The organism is Enhygromyxa salina, from assembly GCF_002994635.1.
GTDB lineage: Bacteria > Myxococcota_A > Polyangia > Nannocystales > Nannocystaceae > Plesiocystis > Plesiocystis salina_B.
In genome coordinates this window covers 80,539-97,284 of the sequence record NZ_PVNL01000118.1, presented here as the reverse complement: position 1 = coordinate 97,284, position 16,746 = coordinate 80,539, and the positions used below count along the sequence as shown (strand labels likewise).

The 16,746-nt window shown below is 71.4% G+C and carries 8 protein-coding genes; 6 read left to right on the top strand and 2 right to left on the bottom strand.

Annotated elements, in window-relative coordinates:
* Positions 1-61 precede the first annotated feature (61 nt).
* Both ENSA7_RS30135 and ENSA7_RS30130 read left to right on the top strand, forming a co-directional pair.
* Complete coding sequence (locus tag ENSA7_RS30135; protein ID WP_181234260.1) at positions 62-1,117, top strand: SMP-30/gluconolactonase/LRE family protein; 1,056 nt, start codon at positions 62-64, stop codon at positions 1,115-1,117.
* Positions 1,101-1,574: an NUDIX domain-containing protein gene (locus tag ENSA7_RS30130; protein ID WP_106092840.1), complete on the top strand. Its 474-nt coding sequence runs from the start codon at positions 1,101-1,103 to the stop codon at positions 1,572-1,574. Before ENSA7_RS30135 ends, ENSA7_RS30130 begins: the two co-directional genes overlap by 17 nt.
* Here ENSA7_RS30130 and ENSA7_RS30125 read toward each other — a convergent pair.
* Together ENSA7_RS30125 and ENSA7_RS30120 are read right to left on the bottom strand one after the other, a co-directional pair.
* On the bottom strand, positions 1,564-2,325 hold the full coding sequence (locus ENSA7_RS30125; protein WP_146158288.1) for a phytanoyl-CoA dioxygenase family protein: 762 nt from the start codon (positions 2,323-2,325) through the stop codon (positions 1,564-1,566). The genes ENSA7_RS30130 and ENSA7_RS30125 overlap by 11 nt on opposite strands.
* On the bottom strand, positions 2,322-2,801 hold the full coding sequence (locus ENSA7_RS30120; protein ID WP_146158287.1) for a hypothetical protein: 480 nt from the start codon (positions 2,799-2,801) through the stop codon (positions 2,322-2,324). The genes ENSA7_RS30125 and ENSA7_RS30120 overlap by 4 nt, the downstream gene beginning before the upstream one ends.
* A gap of 301 nt (positions 2,802-3,102) precedes the next feature.
* On the opposite strand from ENSA7_RS30120, the gene ENSA7_RS30115 reads away from it, so the two are divergent.
* From ENSA7_RS30115 to ENSA7_RS30100, 4 genes are read left to right on the top strand one after another with little or no spacing between them, the layout of a single operon-like run.
* Positions 3,103-3,951 (top strand): SMP-30/gluconolactonase/LRE family protein, encoded by an 849-nt coding sequence (locus ENSA7_RS30115; RefSeq protein WP_106092837.1) that lies wholly within the window; start codon positions 3,103-3,105, stop codon positions 3,949-3,951.
* Entirely contained in the window at positions 3,948-6,206 is a 2,259-nt protein-coding gene (locus ENSA7_RS30110) for an aminotransferase class V-fold PLP-dependent enzyme (RefSeq protein ID WP_106092836.1), read from the top strand. Before ENSA7_RS30115 ends, ENSA7_RS30110 begins: the two co-directional genes overlap by 4 nt.
* Entirely contained in the window at positions 6,203-8,050 is a 1,848-nt protein-coding gene (locus ENSA7_RS30105; RefSeq protein WP_106092835.1) for a non-ribosomal peptide synthetase, read from the top strand. The genes ENSA7_RS30110 and ENSA7_RS30105 overlap by 4 nt, the downstream gene beginning before the upstream one ends.
* A complete protein-coding gene (locus ENSA7_RS30100; protein WP_106092834.1) occupies positions 8,050-16,386 on the top strand; it encodes a non-ribosomal peptide synthetase in 8,337 nt (2,778 codons plus the stop codon). The genes ENSA7_RS30105 and ENSA7_RS30100 overlap by 1 nt, the downstream gene beginning before the upstream one ends.
* Positions 16,387-16,746: the final 360 nt, after the last annotated feature.

Genomic DNA, 16,746 nt, shown 5'->3' with positions numbered 1-16,746 from the left:
GGTCGGGTTCGAAGCATGGACACGCCCGCGCTTTTGTGCGATCGCTGCTCACTCCGAGCCCATGCTCACGCGACAGGCATACGGGACGCAGCTGCTCGAATTGCTCATCGGTGGGGCGAGTCTGGTCGCGTGCGGGTGCCGAGAGCCCAAGCCAGCGCCGTCCGAGAACGTGGGCCGCGGGGTCACCAGCGACTCGGAGCTGTTCGTGTTCGTCGAGGCGCGCCCGGTCGAGCGGCTGCGGGCGTTCGCGGAGGGCCCAACGTGGATCCCCGGTCGCGGCCTGCTGTTCACGGACATCCCCAACGCCCAGATGCTGATCAAGGGTGACGCCCCCGGCAGCCTCGAGGTGTTCGCCGAGCCCAGCCGGGGCGCCGCGGGCACGAGCCTCGACAACCAGGGGGCGCTGGTGGTCTGCGAAGGGAACGAGCGGGGGGCCGGGGGCCGGGCGGTGGTTCGCTGGTCACTCGATCCGGCCGCGCGCAGCGTGATCGTCGAGCGCTACGAGGGCAAGCGCTTCAATAGCCCCAACGACCTCACCATCGACGACCAGGGCCGGATCTACTTCAGCGATCCCCACTACTTCGACGACCCCGATGGCGAGCTGCTCGAGCTCGACGTCGAGGCGGTGTACCGGGTCAACGCCGATGGCAGCGAGCTGCTGCGGGTGCTTGGAGACGGGCAGGTCCAGCGTCCCAACGGCGTCGAGCTCAGCCCCGATGCCCGCACCTTGTATGTGACGGACACGATGATCGGCGGACCGGCGTTGCTCTACGCGTTCGCGCTCGACGAGCAGGGGCTGCCCACGGGTGAGCGCGAGACCGTCTACGATTTCGGCACCGGACGCGGGGGCGACGGGATGTGCACGGACGCGCGCGGCAACCTCTATGTCACGGCCAGCGCCCATCGTCCCCCAACCGCCGAGCGGGACTCGCCCGCTGGCCTCTATGTGTTCTCGCCGGCGCACGCGTTGCTCGAGGCCTATCCGATCGCGGACCAGGTGCTGACCAACTGCACATTTGGTGGTGAAGCTAACACGACAATCTATGTCACGGGCGCTCAGTTCGTGTGGACGGTCGAGGCTCGACATCCAGGATTCACCCGTGGATCTGAGCGCTGAGGAGCTCAGCGAGCTCGCAAGGCTATTGCAGCGACTCGCCGACGCGGGCGGGGCGATGCCGAGCACGCCGCGCGTCATCTGGGACGCCCTCGCGGGGGTCGTGCCACGCCTCGCGGTCGAGCTGTTCTTGGTCCAAGACGGCGCGGTGTGGCTGACCTGGCGCGACGACGCGCAGTGGCGCGGTTGGCATGTGCCAGGCGGGTTCGTGGGCGTGGGCGAGACCCTCGGCGACGCCGGCCGTCGGATCGCGGCGCGCGAGCTCGACATCGAGCTCGAGGTCGAGACCGTCGTGGCCGACTACGCCTGGTCGGATCACCCGTGCGGGGCCGTCCTGTCGCTGCTGTGCGCGTGCAGGTGGGTCGGCCAGCCCAGCGAGGGGCAATTTTTCGACGCGCTGCCCGAGCCCATGGTCCATCGCCACAGCGAGATCGTCAGGCGGTTTCGCGCTAAAACCTGAGGCTGCGCTCGAACGGCGAGGTGCCAGTGAGCGATGGCGGACGCACGGGGTAGACCTCCTGCCGGATCGCCAGCCGCGGGCTGCGATCGTCGGCGCACGCGGTGTTGGCCGAGTGGAACACGAGGTGGTGGGTCAAGACCACATCGCCGGCCTCGGCCACGAATTCCCACGGCGGATCTTCGCGTGGGACCTCGGGGTAGGTGCCCCCGCGGAAGCTGGGATCGGGGTGCTCGCGCAGCCACTGGTGCATGATGCGGTGCGAGCCGGGGACGTAGGTCGTGTTGCCACCAAACGGTCGAGTTGGGGCGAGGGCGACGTGGACGGCGAGACCACGCTGAGGATCGCCGGAGTCGATGTGACCGCGCCGCTCGAGCCGGGGGCGGGCGTCGGGGTCGTAGGGGTTGACCCACAGCGCGAGGCGGCGACGGTTGGGATCGCTGGGATCGGTGGGCCCGAGGTGAAAGCCGAGCTCGCCAAAACAACCGGCGAGGACGTCGAGCAGCCCTGGTTGCTCGACGAGAGCGTCGAGACCCGGCGCCTGCTGGTGGTAGTAGACCTCGTAGCGCTGCCCGGGGCGATCGGCGTTCCACGCGTCGAGCGGGCGGGGATCGCCGACGAGCGTGGCGACCTCGAGCCGCGCAGCGGCGAGGACCTGGGGGTCGATCAGTCCGCGAATACGGCAAAACCCGTGGCGGACGTAGTGCTCACGCCAGTCGAGCGACTCGTCGATGGGCCAGCGATCCGTGCTCACCATTGAGCTGGCGTGGTCATGTGGAGGTTGCCGGTGCCACCGACCTCGAGGTTTCCGCTGATCGTGCTCGACAGATACGCGATCGCATGATTCTCGAGCAGGTTGCCGCGCATGACCAGCGCGAGCGTGCCGTCGGGGTTTTGGCGATCACGCCAGCACACGTTTGCACGAATGGTGAACCGGCGATCGTCACCCACGTCGACGCGCAGGGGCTCGCGGTTGCTGTACTCGATCACGCCGAAGTCCAGACCGTCGATGCGGACACCGCGGATGTCGTAGGTGGAGATCTCCAGCGCGCGGTCGTCGGGACCGACGCTGTAGCGCAGGACGCCAGAGAACGAGTAGCAAGCTTCTCCGCCGTCTGACTCGATTGTCGTCAGCGCGGCGAGCTTTCGCGTGTACCCGCAGGTGCCGTCGACCAGCTCCTCAGGCGGGCCGCTCCACTCGGTCTGGGTCACTTCGATTTTGGAGGGCATCGCAACCCAGGCTATCAGGATTTCTTGGAGCTCACACTCTGTTGTCAGCGCGAGCACACCGCCCTCGCGCGCCGTCGCAGGGGTTGGCAACTCAACGGTGAGTCGCGATGATGATACTCACGGAATCGTCGCGAAGACCGCGACGCAAGCACGGCGGAAGGACGGCGAGCGAGAGTTCTGCAGCTCGGCCAGGTCGCTCGCCCGTCAGCGGGCGCTGTGACCAGTGATCTTCGGGTCAGGTCGCGAGGCTGGGGGCCGCGGTTGCTCTGGCGTCTGTCCTCACAGTAGAAGTACGAGCTTCATGGATGCGAGCCGCGACAACGTCAGCTTTCTCGGGGCCAATCTCGATCACCCGGAGAGTGTGTTCGTAGACGCAGACGGCACGGTCTACGCCGGGGGTGAGGCGGGGCAGGTGTATCGGATCAGCGTCGACGGCGAGCAACGGCTGCTGGGCACGACGGGCGGCAATCTCCTGGGCCTCGTGGTCGATGGGGACGGCGTGGTGCACTGCTGCGACTGCGCGCAGGCGGCCGTGTTCAGCGTGGCGGCCGACGGCGAGGTTCGCGAGCGCTCGCGGGGGACGGCGGACCGACCGATGCGGTTCCCCAACCACCCGGTGTTCGACGCCGAGGGCAACCTCTACGTGTCCGACTCGGGCAGCTACTGGGAGCCCGACGGCTGCATCTACCGGATCCGGCCCGACGACACGACCGAGCTGTTTCACGCCGGACCGCTCCACTATCCCAACGGCATCGCCATCGACCCGACCCAGCGGTGGCTCTACATCGCGCAGAGTCCTGCCTGGAACGTCGTGCGGATCTCGCTCGAGGCGCCCGACAGCCCGGTCGAGCTGGCGTTCGAGCTGCCGGAGCACACGATCCCCGACGGCATGTGGTTCTCGGCTGACGGTCGGCTTCACATCGGCTGCTACCGACCCGACCAGGTCATCGCCTGTCACCCCGATGGTCGCGTCGAGGTCGTGATCCGCGATCGCACGGCCGAGCTGATCCTCGCGCCGACCAACGTGTTCCCCCACGAGGGCAAGCTGTACATCGCCAACCTGGGCGGCTACCACATCTCCGTGGTCGAGACCGGTGCGCAGCGAGGCACCGTTCACCAACCCTCGCTGCGGAGCGGTCGGGCTCGATGAGCGGCTCGACTCCTCCGGCTCCGGCTCTGGCTCTGGCGCTGCCTCGTCGGGCGATCTTGCTCGCGGGGGGCTCGGGCTCGCGGCTGCGGCCCGTGTCTCGCGTGGTCAACAAGCACCTGCTCCCGGTCGACGATCGACCGATGATCTACTACCCCCTCGCAACCCTGATCGAAGGGGGCGTCGAGGAGGTCCTGATCGTCAGCAGCCCCACCGGTCTGCCGCAGCTGCAGGCGCTGCTCGGCGACGGCACGCAGTTTGGGATCCGGCTGGTCTATCGCGAGCAAGTGGCGCCGCGCGGCATCGCCGAGTCGCTGATCATCGCCGAGGACTTCATCGCGGGAGAGTCGGTGTGTCTGATGCTCGGCGACAACGTGATCGGCCCCGGGGTGGTGCGGGCAGGGGGGCGCCCGCCGAGGCCAGACTGCGCCACGGTCTTCATCAAAGAAGTCTGCGACCCGCGTGAATTCGGCGTGGCCGAGCTCGACGCGAGCGGCGTGGTCACGGGGCTGGTCGAGAAGCCGAGCGCGCCCAGCTCTCACCGGGCGGTGATCGGCATGTACATCTACGGTCCCGAGGTCAGCGCGGAGGCCCGCGCGCTGACACCCTCGGCCCGCGGCGAGCTCGAGATCACCGACCTCAACCGTCGCTACCTCGAGCGCGAGGCCCTGGTTGTCGAGAGCCTCGGGGCAACGCCGTGGTTTGACGTCGGCTCCCCGCGGGCCCTGACCCGGGCCTCGTGGACGCTCGGCGAGGACCGTCGAAAAGGGGCGCCGCGGTTTGGCTGCCCCGCCCGGGCGGCGTTCGAGCGGGGGCTGATCGATCGCGCGCAGCTTCGTCGCCTCGCGGAGGTCGAGGCGGGCTCGAGCTACGGCGCGGAGCTGCTCGCCGACAGCGACTCGGCGCCCGTGAAGGCGCTGCCCGAGATCCTGCTGGACGCTACGCCGACGACGCTCCCGGATGGTCGCCAGCTGCGGGTCGTGCCCCTCAACAACGCCGCGACCACGCCGACCCTGGTAGCGACCTTCGACGCGGTGCGCGAGTTCATGGGCAGCTACGGGGCGCTCCATCGCGGCGCCGGGCCGCGTGCGCGCCAGACCATCGCGCGCGTGACCGAGGCGGTCGCGACGATCCGTCGGTTCATCGGGTGTCCGCAGACCCACGGCCTCGTGTTCACGGAGAACACCAGCGCCGCGATCAACCTGCTGGCGCGCACCCTGGCGTTCAGCGCGGACGATGTGATCCTGATCTCCGACATCGAGCACACGTCCAACAACCTCCCGTGGCGATACAACACGCCCGCCGAGGTGATCGAGTTCGTGTCGGACCACCACGGGGACGTCGACTACGCCTCGCTCGAGCAGCTCGTCGAGACCCACGGCGCACGCCTGCGCTTGATCGCGATCAGCGGCGCCTCGAATCAGACCGGGCACATCCCCGACCTCGCCCGGATTGCGAGCCTCGCCCACCGCTACGACAGCCTGCTGTTCGTCGATGGGGCGCAGCTCGTGCCGCACCGCCCGGTCGACATGGCCGCGCTCGGCGTCGACGCGCTCGCGTTCTCGGCCCACAAGGTCTACGCCCCGTTCGGACTCGGGGTCCTCGCGCTGCCCCTCGCGGTCCTCGACACCGTGCCCGTGAACCCCGGCGGAGGCTCGATCGACATGATCAGCGACCACGACGTGATCTGGTCGCCGGCCATGCACCGGCATCAGACGGGGACCTGGAACGTCAACGGCATCATCGCGCTCGCGGCCTCGTGCGCGGCGATCGAGCGGGCCGGCTGGGATCGCGTGATCGCCCACGAGCGTGAGCTGGTGACGCTCGCGGTCGCGGAGCTCGGGTCGGTGCCGGGACTTCGTGTCCACGCGCCGCTCGCCAGCTACCTCGAGGGTGATCGGGTCGGCGCGTTTCCGTTCACGCTCCCCGGCTACCACTGCGCGCTGCTGGCCGCGATCCTCGACCACGAGTACGGGATCGAGGTCCGGGCCGGGACGATCTGCAACCACCGGCTGGTGCGTCGGTGGTTCGATGTGTCTGACGAGCAGCAGCGCGCGGTCGAGGCCGAACTCGGCCAGGGCAACCGGCTTGCGACCTACGGCATCGTTCGCGCCAGCATCGGCATTCACAACACCCGCGAGGACATCGAGCGGCTCGGCGCGGCGCTGCGCAGCGTCGCCGAGCACGGGCCGCGCCTGCGCTACCGGGCCGTGCCCGAGCAAGAGATCTATGTGCCGGACGAGCAGGTGACGTCATGAGCTTCAGCCTTCACCATCTCATCACGCGGGCGGCCCAGCGGGACCCCGAGGCCCCCGCCCTCGTCGCCGGGGCCCGGGTCGTGTCGTACGGCGCCCTCGCCCAGCGGATCAACGCGATCGCCACCGTGCTCGTGCAGCTCGGCGTGCGTCGTGGCGATCGCGTGGGCCTCTACATGCGCCGCAGCGTCGACAGCGTCGCGGCGATCTTCGCGATCTCGCAGGCGGGTGGCGCATACGTGGGCTTTGATCCCTCGGCCCCGCCTGCTCGGGTCGCGGCGGTCATCGATGACGCCGAGCTCGACTGTGTGCTCGTCGACGAGCACCACCATGAGGCGCTCCTCGCCGCGCTCGAGCACAGCGATCGGCGCCTCGCGGTCGTCGGCGGTCCAACCGGCCACGCGCAGATCGACACCACACCCTGGTCCGCGGTCGACCAGCACGACACGCCCGAGACGCCGCTGGTCGAGCTCGGGGTCATGGAGCAGGACCTGTGCGTGTTGTTCTACACCTCCGGGACGACCGGCAAGCCCAAGGGGGTCGCCCACGACCACCGCAGCATGCTGAGCAACGTCGAGTGGGCCGTCGCGCAGTTCGATCTGCGGCGTGATGATCGCTTCGCGCACGTGACCTCGCACCACTTCGATCTGTCGTGGTTCGAGCTGTTCGTCAGCGTGTTCGTGGGCGGCGTGCTGGTCCTGGTGCCCGAGCGCCTCGTCGCGTTCCCCGGTGAGCTCGCCGAGCTGGTGATCGCCGCCGAGGTCTCGGTGTGGTGCTCGGTGCCGGCGGTCCTGATCGGCCTGGTCCAGCGCGGAGAGCTCGAGGCCCGCAGCTTCCCGGCGCTTCGCAGGGTCCACTTCGCCGGCGAGCGGTTTCCGACCAAGCACCTGCGCGCGCTGATGGCAGCGGTCCCCGGGCCGCGCTACTGCAACATGTTTGGGACGACCGAGACCCACATCGCGGCGTTTCACGAGATCGACGAGCTGCCTCCTGGCGATGAGTGGTTGCCGATCGGGCGGGCCTGCGCCCACGTCAACCTCATGGCCGTCGATCGCAACAACGACGCCGTCGACGTCGGGGGGACCGGGGAGCTGCTGATCCGCGGCCCGAGCATGATGGAGGGCTACTGGCGCCTGCCCGATCGCACCGCGCAGGCGATCGTCGAGCTGCCCGTGCCCGGGAGCGCGCGCCAGGCTCGCTGGTACCGAAGCGGTGACCTGGTCGTGCGCCTCGCTGACGGGGGCTTTCAGATCGTCGGTCGCGCCGACCGTCGCGTGAAGGTCCGCGGCTACCTCGTCGATCTCGACGAGGTCGAGCAGGTGCTGCTCAACGACAGCCGGGTGATCGAGGCGGCGACGCACGTCCACGAAGAGGGAGAGCTCAGCGCTCACGTCGAGGCCGCCGTTCGCCTTCGGGCGGGCGTCAGCGCGACCTCGGCGAGCCTGCGGATGCACGTGGCCCAGTCGATGCCGACCTACGCCGTGCCCGAGCTCGTCGCGATCCTCGACGAGTTCCCCCGGACCGGCCACGGAAAGTTCGACCGGCGCGGGCTGGTGGCCGAGGTCGCCAAGCTTCGTAGCGCGCGCCGCCAACGAGCCGGCGGCGCCGAGCCCCGCGACGCGGTTCGGGCCTTCATCGCAGAGCTCGTCGGTGGGTCGCTCGACGAGCTCGACGACGACGGCGCGCTGATCGACGGCGGCTGGATCGACTCGATGGACATCGTCGAGCTCGTCGCTTTCCTCGAGGAGCGGTTTGACGTTCAGATCAGCAACGACGCGTTCGTGATCGAGAACTTCGAGACCGTCGCCGCGATCGTCCGCATGATCGACAGCATGACGGAGCGCTGATGCACCTGCGCCGGCCACCGCGGACCCTCGCCGAGCTGTTGCTGCGGCAGGCCGAGCGCTGGCCGGAGTGTGTGGTTCAGACCTTCGCGGACCCGAGCGGCGGCAGCGAGCGCAGCCTCGGATCCCTCGCCCGACGTGCCTGTGAGCTGGCCGTCCCGTTGGCCGCGCGCGCGCAGCCGGGGGATCGGGTGGTGCTCGCGCTCGGTCCCGGCCTCGACTTCGTGGACGCGCTGTGTGCCTGCTTCGTGGCTGGTCTCGTCGCGACGCCGGTCCCGCTGCCGCGGCAGGCGGGGGCCCGAGCGCGGCTCGAGGCGATCGTCGCTGCGTGTGCGCCCGCGGTGATCGTGACGGAGTCCGCCGTGCTGACGGCGGCCCCGACGGCTTCGAGTCGGGGGCCGACATCGAAGCCGACATGGGTCGATCTCGAGACGCTGCGGCGGGACGCTGGCGACCTTGCCTCGGCAGGACTTCGGCCGCTCCACCCCGGTGTCGCGGGCGAGCTGGCGATCTTGCAGTACACCTCGGGGTCGACCGGATCACCTCGGGGCGTCCGCCTGACCCACGCCAACGTGCTCGCCAACCTCGCGGCGATCGCCGAGGGCTTCGCGCTCGATCGGGACAGCGTGGGGGTGTCGTGGCTGCCGCATTTTCACGACATGGGGCTGATCGGAACGGTGCTCGCGCCGATCTACGCCGGCTTTGCGATGCATCGAATGGCGCCGGCGCAATTCATGGCTCGACCCGCGACCTGGCTCGAGGCGATCTCGCGGACCGGGGCGAGCGTGTCCGGCGGGCCCAACTTTGCGTACGAGCTGTGTGTGCGGGCGGTCGACGACGAGACCCTCGCGCGGCTGTCTCTGTCGCGTTGGCGGGTGGCGTTCGTGGGCGCCGAGCCGGTCCGGGCCCCGACCATGGCGGCCTTCGCTCGCCGCTACGCCGCCGCTGGCTTCGAGGCCCGGTCGCTGCTGCCCTGCTACGGCCTCGCCGAGGCGACCCTGTTCGTGACCGGGGTCGCGGTCGATCGGGCCCCCGAGGCCGTGGGCTTCGACGTGGACCAGCTCGACCGCGGTGAAGCGCGGCCGGTCGGAGAGTCCGAGGGTGCCCGGGTTCGAACTCTGGTCGGTTGTGGCGCACCCCGGGCCGAGCCGCGGGTGAGCGTCGAGGACCGCGCGGGGCGAGAGCTGCCGGACGGCATGGTTGGCGAACTCGTGGTCCGCGGCGCGAGCGTGAGCGCGGGCTACTTCATGCCAGCGGGCGAGGGGCAAGCGGACGAGGGCGTCGCGGCGCGGACTGGAGACCTGGGATTCATCCATGCAGGCGAGCTGTTCGTCGCGGGTCGCAGCAAGGACCTGATCGTCGTCCGCGGTCGCAACGTCTACCCCGAGGACGTCGAGGCCGAGCTGGCCGGGTGGGGTCCGCCGCTGCGTCCCGGTCGGGCTGCTGCGTTCGCCGTCGAGGGCGAGGGCAGCGAGGAGGTCGTGCTCGTGCAGGAGGTCAGCGTCGAGGCCGAGCCTCCCGGCGGCTGGGATGACCTCGCGGCCGCGCTCTACGAGCGAGTGAGCCGGGCCCACGAGCTCGAGCTGCGCGCGCTCGTGCTGGTCCGCGCGGGGCAGGTCCGTCTGACCTCGAGCGGCAAGGTCCGGCGCTTCGACGTCCGCGAGCGCTGGGTCGGCGGAACGCTCGAGCACCTCGCCGTCGCGCGAGGGTCCGGCCTCGAGTTCTCGCATCTCGCGAACTTGGATGCCGACGATCGGCGCGCCCGCGTGCGCGCGGAGCTCGAGCGCTGGCTCGAGGTCCACGCGGGTCGGCGCCCTCGCGGCGGGGAGCCCCTGTCCAGCTTGGGGCTCGACTCGCTGATGCTCGCTCGACTCGGGGCCGCGCTCGCCCCAACTGGCGCCGTCGATCTTCCGACCTTGCTGGGCGCGACGCTCGACGGCGTCGTCGAGCGGATCGACGCGGGCCTGTGTGCGGTCGCGGTCGCGGTCGCGGCGCCCGAGCTCGCGCCCGCTGGCCCACAGTCGTACCCACGGGCCGACGGCGCGGCCACGCTCGCGGAGCTGGGGTTTTGGCACAACGCGCGGCTGGTCCCCGAGACCAGCGCGGACGTGCTGGCCCGGTCAGCCTGGATCGACGGGACCTTCGACGCCGAGGCGCTCGCCGAGGCCCTGCGCGCCCTCGTCCACACCTGGCCGATGCTGCGCGCGCGCTTCGTGTTCTCGCGCGGCGTCGTGACGCGCTCGATCGCCGCGCCGCCGGCCGAGATCCTGGTGTGTGACGAGCGACCGGGCGCCGACGCTGCGACGGTGCTCGCGGACATGCGCGAGTGGGCGCTGCAGCCCATGGATCTCGAGCGGGGCCCGCTGCTGCGAGCCCGGGCGCTGCGTGGGCGTGATGGGTGGCTGTTCGGCCTGGCGATCCACCACGCGATCGCGGATGAGACCGCGCTGCGGCGGCTGGCCGACGCGCTCGCCCGCAACTATGCGCTGGCGCGGGCGGGCGACCGCGGGCTGGCTCTGGGCGCGCGCGAGCAGCCGAGCTCGGCGCCCGTCGCCGAGGCCGAGGCTGAGCGTCTCGCCAGCGCGGACGGGCGGGCCCTGGCTCAGCGCTGGCGCGAGCGGCTCGCCAGCCTGCCGCGCGCGCTGGCGATCCCGCCCGACACGTCGCCGCGTCCGGCCCTGGTCTGTGGCCGCCGCCTCGATCACCGCGCGCTCGCGGATCTGCGGGCCCTGGCGTCGCGCCACGGGTGCTCGCCCTTCACCGTGCTCCTGGCCGTCGTCGTCGCGATCAGCGATCGGATCGGCGATCGGACCAGGCGCCGCGGCGGGCCCGTGTGCGTGACGATCCCGGCCGACACCCGGACCAGCGGGGCCTTCGTCGATCAGGTCGCCTGTCTCGCCAACCTGTTGCCCGTCGTGATCGAGGCGCCTACTCACGAGCGCTTCGCTGACCTCGTCGAGCGCTGCGCAGGGCGCCTCGCCGAGGCGATCGCGGATCAGCAGCTCCCCTACGCGCAGCTGGTGTCCGAGCACCCCGGGCTGACCCCGGAGCTGGTGCTCAGCTATCACCCCGCGCTCGACGATCACGGGCTGCAAGCCTGGGCGGCGGGCCTCGCAGACGTCGAGCTCAACCTTGGTGGGCTGCGGCTGCGGACCGCCCAGCTCGATCCGCGCCACGCTCAGTTTCCCCTCCACCTGCGCGCCGTCGTCCATGCGGGGGCGCTCCACCTCGGCGTGGTCGCCAGCGCGAGGCGCCACCAAGTCGCCGCGCTCGAAAATCTGCTCGAGCGGGTCGAGCTCGCGATCACGACCTTCGCTCAGCGGCCCGAGGCAGCCGCGTCCGCGGTAGGGTCGGTGGACGAGCTCGCCGCGGCGCCGCGATCCCAGCGAGTCGAAGCCCCGCAGCTGCCGACGCCCTGGGTCCTCGAGCGGATCCGCGATCAGGCGGCCCGCTGCCCCGACGCCTGCGCGGTCGTATCGGCGGGCGGTCAGCTGAGCTACGCGGGGCTGCTCTCGGCGGTCGACGCTCTCGCGGGTGAGATCGAAGCTCGTGGCGCGCGGCAGCAGGAGGTCCGCGTGGGCCTGTGTCTCCCGCGGGGTCCCGAGCTGCTCGTCGGCCTGCTCGCCACGCTCGAGGCCGGGGCGGTCCACGTCGCGCTGGACCCGAGTCTGCCGCCTGCCCGGCTGCGCGAGCTTGCGACGCGGGCCCGGTGTGAGCTGCTGGTGACCGGTCCCGGTCTGCTCGCGGGTGTCGACGTGCCGCGTCTCGAGCCGCGCTGGGTCGCGCCGCCGGCCGGGAGCTCGCGCCGACGCAAACAGCCACCAGCGAGCGCGCTCGCGTGCGTGCTCTACACCTCGGGCTCGACGGGTGAACCCAAGGGCGTCGCGCTGACTCGCGGCGGGCTCGCCAACCTCATGGCCTGGGCCGTGGACGCCCAGGGCGAGCTCCTGTCCGGGCGGGTGTTCGCGGGCACGGGCGTCGGATTCGATCTCTCGACCTTCGAGCTGCTCGGACCGCTGTGCTGCGGCGGCACGGTCGTTTTGGGTGTGGAGCCGCTCGGTGTTCCCGATGCTGCGGGCGTCACCTTGCTCAACACCGTCCCGTCGCTGGCGGCGGCGATGCTGACGACCGGACGGATCCCCGCCTCGCTGCGCGGGATCAACCTCGCGGGCGAGGCCCTGAGCTGGGGTCTCGTCGAGGCACTCCGGGCGCGGGCACCCGAGGCGGTGATCCACAACCTCTACGGGCCGTCCGAGACCACGACCTACTCGACGGCGATGCGGCTGGGCGCGGCGAGTGACGGGCAGCGTGCGCCCGAGATCGGCGTGCCGATCGCGGGGACGATCTGTGCCCTCGCGCCTCTCTCCGGGTCGGGGGGCGGGACGGTCGAGCCTGGCGCCGAGCTGTGGATCGGGGGGGCCGGCCTCGCTCGCGGCTATCTCGACGATCCTGGGGCCACGGCCGCGCGCTTCATCCCCGATCCCGCGGGTGCGTCCGGGGCCCGGCTCTACCGCAGCGGCGACCGATGCGAGCTCGATGAGCACGGTCGGCTCCACTACCTCGGCCGCCTCGATCGCCAGCTCAAGCTCGCAGGGGTCCGCATCGAGCCCGGCGAGATCGAGGCCGCGCTGCTCGGCTTCCCGGGCGTGCGGCAGGCGGTCGTGCGCGTCGACGAGGGGCGGCGGGTCCTGGTCGCGCACGTCGTCGCTGACGCAGCGGCGATCGAGCCCGAGCTCGTGCGTCGCGAGCTCGCGGCGCGGCTGCCTGCGGCGATGGTGCCGGGAGAGATCGACGTGTGCGAGCGACTGCCGCGAACGTCTCGCGGGAAGATCGATCTCGCGGCTCTCGCCGCGCGACCCGCTGTCCCGCGCTCGTTCACCCCGCCGCAGACCGAGCTCGAGCGCGAGCTCGCGGCGCTGTGGGCCGAGCAGCTCGGGGTCACGCAGGTCGGACGGGACGATGACTTCTTCGCGCTCGGTGGCCACTCGCTCGCCGCGACGATCCTGCTCGCCGAGGTCGCGGCCCGCTACGGCGTCGAGCTGCCGATCCGCGCCCTGTTCGAGCGCCCGAGCCTCGCGGTCCTCGCTGAGACGATCGAGGCCGCGCAGAAGCTCGCCCAGGGTGGGTCGGCACAGCGCGACTTGGCGCTGGAGCTCGACCCGCAGCGGACCCGCTGGCCGTTGACGGCCGAGCAGCTCCGCATGTGGATCGCCGATCAGATCCGACCGGCGCGCGCGGCTTACAACATGCCCTTGGTGCTGCGCTGGGACGGAGCGCCCGGAGCTGAGCAGCTCGGCGACGCGCTCGCGGAGCTCGTCGAGCGCCATCCGATCTTGTCCACGCGCATCGATCTCGACGGGGACGTGCCCGAGCAGGTCGTTGACGCGTCTCCCCAGCTCGCGGTCGAGCGTGTCGCGCTCGAGGCCCTCGCGGGCCGCTGCGCCGAGGAGGCTGCGCGCCCGTTCGAGCTCACGCGCGAGGCCCCGCTGCGCGCCCGGCTGTTCGAGCTCGACGGTGAGCGGCGGGTTGCGATCGTCACCCTTCATCACCTCGCGGGTGACGAGCGGTCCTGGGAGCTGCTCGTCGCCGAGCTCGCGGCGGCGCTGGGCTTTGGCGTTCGCCGGCGACGGCTCGAACAGGCCGCGCTCGCGGGCTTCGGCGACCATGCACACTGGTCGCGCGCGCGCTTCGAGCCCGCGACGCCCCGGGCTGCCGCGCTCGCACGCGCCTGGGCCGAGGCGCTCGCGGGGCTCTCGCCGCTGACCCTCGGCGAGGTTCAGCCCAACGCGGGGGAGCTCGGTGAGCCGGTCCAGCTCGAGCGACACGTCGACGCGCAAACCGTGACCCGGCTCGATGCGCTCGCGCTCGCGCTCGGTGGCTCTCGGTTCGCGGTGTGCTGTGCTGCGCTCGCGCTGACCTGCGCGCGGTGGACGGGGCAGGGCGACCTCCCGCTCGCCACGCCCCTGTCCACGCGTCGGCACGCGGCGCTGGTCGAGACGGTCGGGCCGCTGCTCGAGACCACCGTGCTGCGCGTGCGCCCTCGCGACGCCGACACTCCCCGTGAGCTCGCGGCGCAGGTCTCGGCCACGTTGATCACCGCGCTCGAGCGCGGACCTGCACCGTTGACGGAGATCGCCCGCGCGGGCGGGGACCTGCACGGCGACCTCGGCTCGCTGCTGCGGGTGCTGGTGACCGCGCGAGCGCTCGGGCCAGCGCGCGTCGGCGCGCTCGAGGTCGCCGAGCATCCGCGTGCAACGACCAAGGCCGACCTGACCGTGACGCTCATCGAGCTCGGCGGCGGGCTGACGGTGCGTCTCGAGTATGAGCGCGAGCAGCTCGGCGCGGCTGCCCCGGCGATCGCCGAGATGCTGGTCCGCGCGCTCGAGGCGTTCGCGGACCAGCCCGACACGCCGCTCGACCGCCTCGCGCTGCTCGACGCGAACGAGCGGCGCGCCAGCCTCGACTGGGGGAGCGGCCCCGCGACCCCCGAGTTCGTCCCCATTGTCGACGCGATCGTCACGAGGGCGCGAGCGCGGGCCGACGCCGTCGCCGTCGCGGGTGCGGGCTACGAGCTCAGCTATGGCTGCACGATCGAGCTGGCGCTGCGCCTCGCTCGGTGGCTCGGCGACCAGGGGCTGCGGGCCGAGGACCGGGTCGCTGTGTGTCTCGAGCGCGGGCCGTGGCTGGTGCCGACCATGCTCGGCGTGCTCGCGGCTGGCCTCGTCTATGTCCCCCTCGAGCCTCGCCTGCCGCCGGCCCGGCTGCGCGAGCTCAGCGTGCGCGCGGGCGCCAAGCTGGTGCTGACCGAGCCAGCGCTGCGCGAGCGCCTGGGCTCGGATGTGGCGATCGCCCTGGTCGGTCATGAGGCGCCGTGGTCCCGGGTCCGTCCGCGTGAACGGCCGGCCCCCGTCGCGCCCGATCAGCTCGCCTACTTGATCTACACCTCTGGATCTTCGGGCCGGCCCAAGGGCGTGGCGATCACCCAGCGCAGCGTGAGCGCGCTGCTGCAGTGGGCCTCGGATGATCTGCTGGCCGACGCCCTCGCGGGCGTGTTCGCGGCCAGCTCGGTCGCCTTCGACCTGTCGATCTTCGAGCTGCTCGCCCCGCTGCATCGCGGCGGGACGACGATCCTCGCCCGCGACGTGCTCGAGCTCCCCGAGCACCCCCAGCGCCGGCGAGTCACGCTGCTCAACACCGTGCCGTCTGCTGCCTCGGCCCTCGTCGATCAGGTTCCAGCGGGGATCGAGCACATCAACCTCGCGGGCGAGCCGCTGCGGCGTGAGCTCGTGGCGCGGCTGTCCGACAAGGCGCCAGGGCGACGCATCCTCAACCTCTACGGCCCCGCCGAAGACACGACCTACTCGACGGGGGGGGTCGTCACGCCCGGCAGCGGGCCGGCCCGACTCGGCGCTCCGCTGCCCGGCACGCGCGTGTACCTCCTCGACGAGGCTGGGCAGCTCGCGGCGCCCGGCGCCCTCGCCCAGCTCCACCTCGCCGGCGTCGGTCTCGCTCGGGGATACGACGCGGAGCCTGCCGCGACCGCGCTGTGCTTCGTGCCCGATCCCCACGGGCCCCCGGGCACCCGGATGTACGCGACCGGAGACCTCGTGCGGCGGCGCGGCGCGGACATGGTGTTCGAGGCCCGCCGTGATCGTCAGGTCAAGGTTCGCGGGGTTCGAATCGAGCCCGGCGAGATCGAGGTCGCGCTCGAGGCTCTCGACGGCGTGGCCGAGGTCGCCGTGGTCCCTCGGCCCAGCGGTGCGGCTCCGACCCACCTCGTCGCGCTGTGTCGCCTCGCGCCCGACGCAACGATCGAGCTCGACCGGCTGCGCGAGCACTGCGGGCAGATGTTGCCATTCGCTCATGCGCTCCGTCTGCACCTCGTCAGCGCGCTCCCGCGTACGGCCAGCGGGAAGCTGGATCTCGCCGCGCTCGAGGTCGTGGTCGAGGACCTCGAGCGCCGCGCGGTCGAGCGCTCGGCCGAGCTGATCGAGCCTCCGCAGAGCGAGGCCGAGCAGGTCATTCGTGAGCTGTGGGCTGATCTGCTCGAGCTGCCGCCGCAGCGGCTCTCGGTCGAGGCCGACTTGTTCGCCCTCGGCGCGCACTCGCTGTTGGTGCCCCGGTTCCTCAACCGCCTGCAGCGTCGCTACGCCGTCCGGCTTCCGGTGCGCGCCGTGTTCGAGCAGCCTCGGGTTCGGGCGCTCGCTCAGCGCCTGACGGCCGCGCAGGCGGTCGAGGAGGAGCAGCTGCTGGCGCTGCTCGATCAGGTCGAGCACCTGTCCGAGGCCGAGGTCGATCGCTTGCTTGGCGACGCGAGGGGCGACGGGGAAGGGATCTAGTGGACGTGACGGACCGCCTCCAATCGCCAGTCGACGTGAGGTGGAGCGCTGGCGCCACTTGGGGCGCACCACGGCACGCGCTGTCGTCTGAGTGGTCCAGCAACATCAGCGCGTGAGCGGGGGTAATGTGCTTTGTCTGGAAACGAGATGTCCCTGGATTGAGTTGTCCTCGGTGCTCAGTAATGTCTATATCGGCGCGGCGTCAACGGTGCAGGCATGGAGGAGGGGAAGTTTGATGCCCTGCTTTCGCTGCTCGCCGGGGCCGCGTTCGTGCCCATCGGAGAGGCGGAGGTTCCCATGAACGCTTTGGTCAGTTCGGCGGCAGCAGCGAGGATGCGCGGCCGCTGCCGGAGAGGGTTC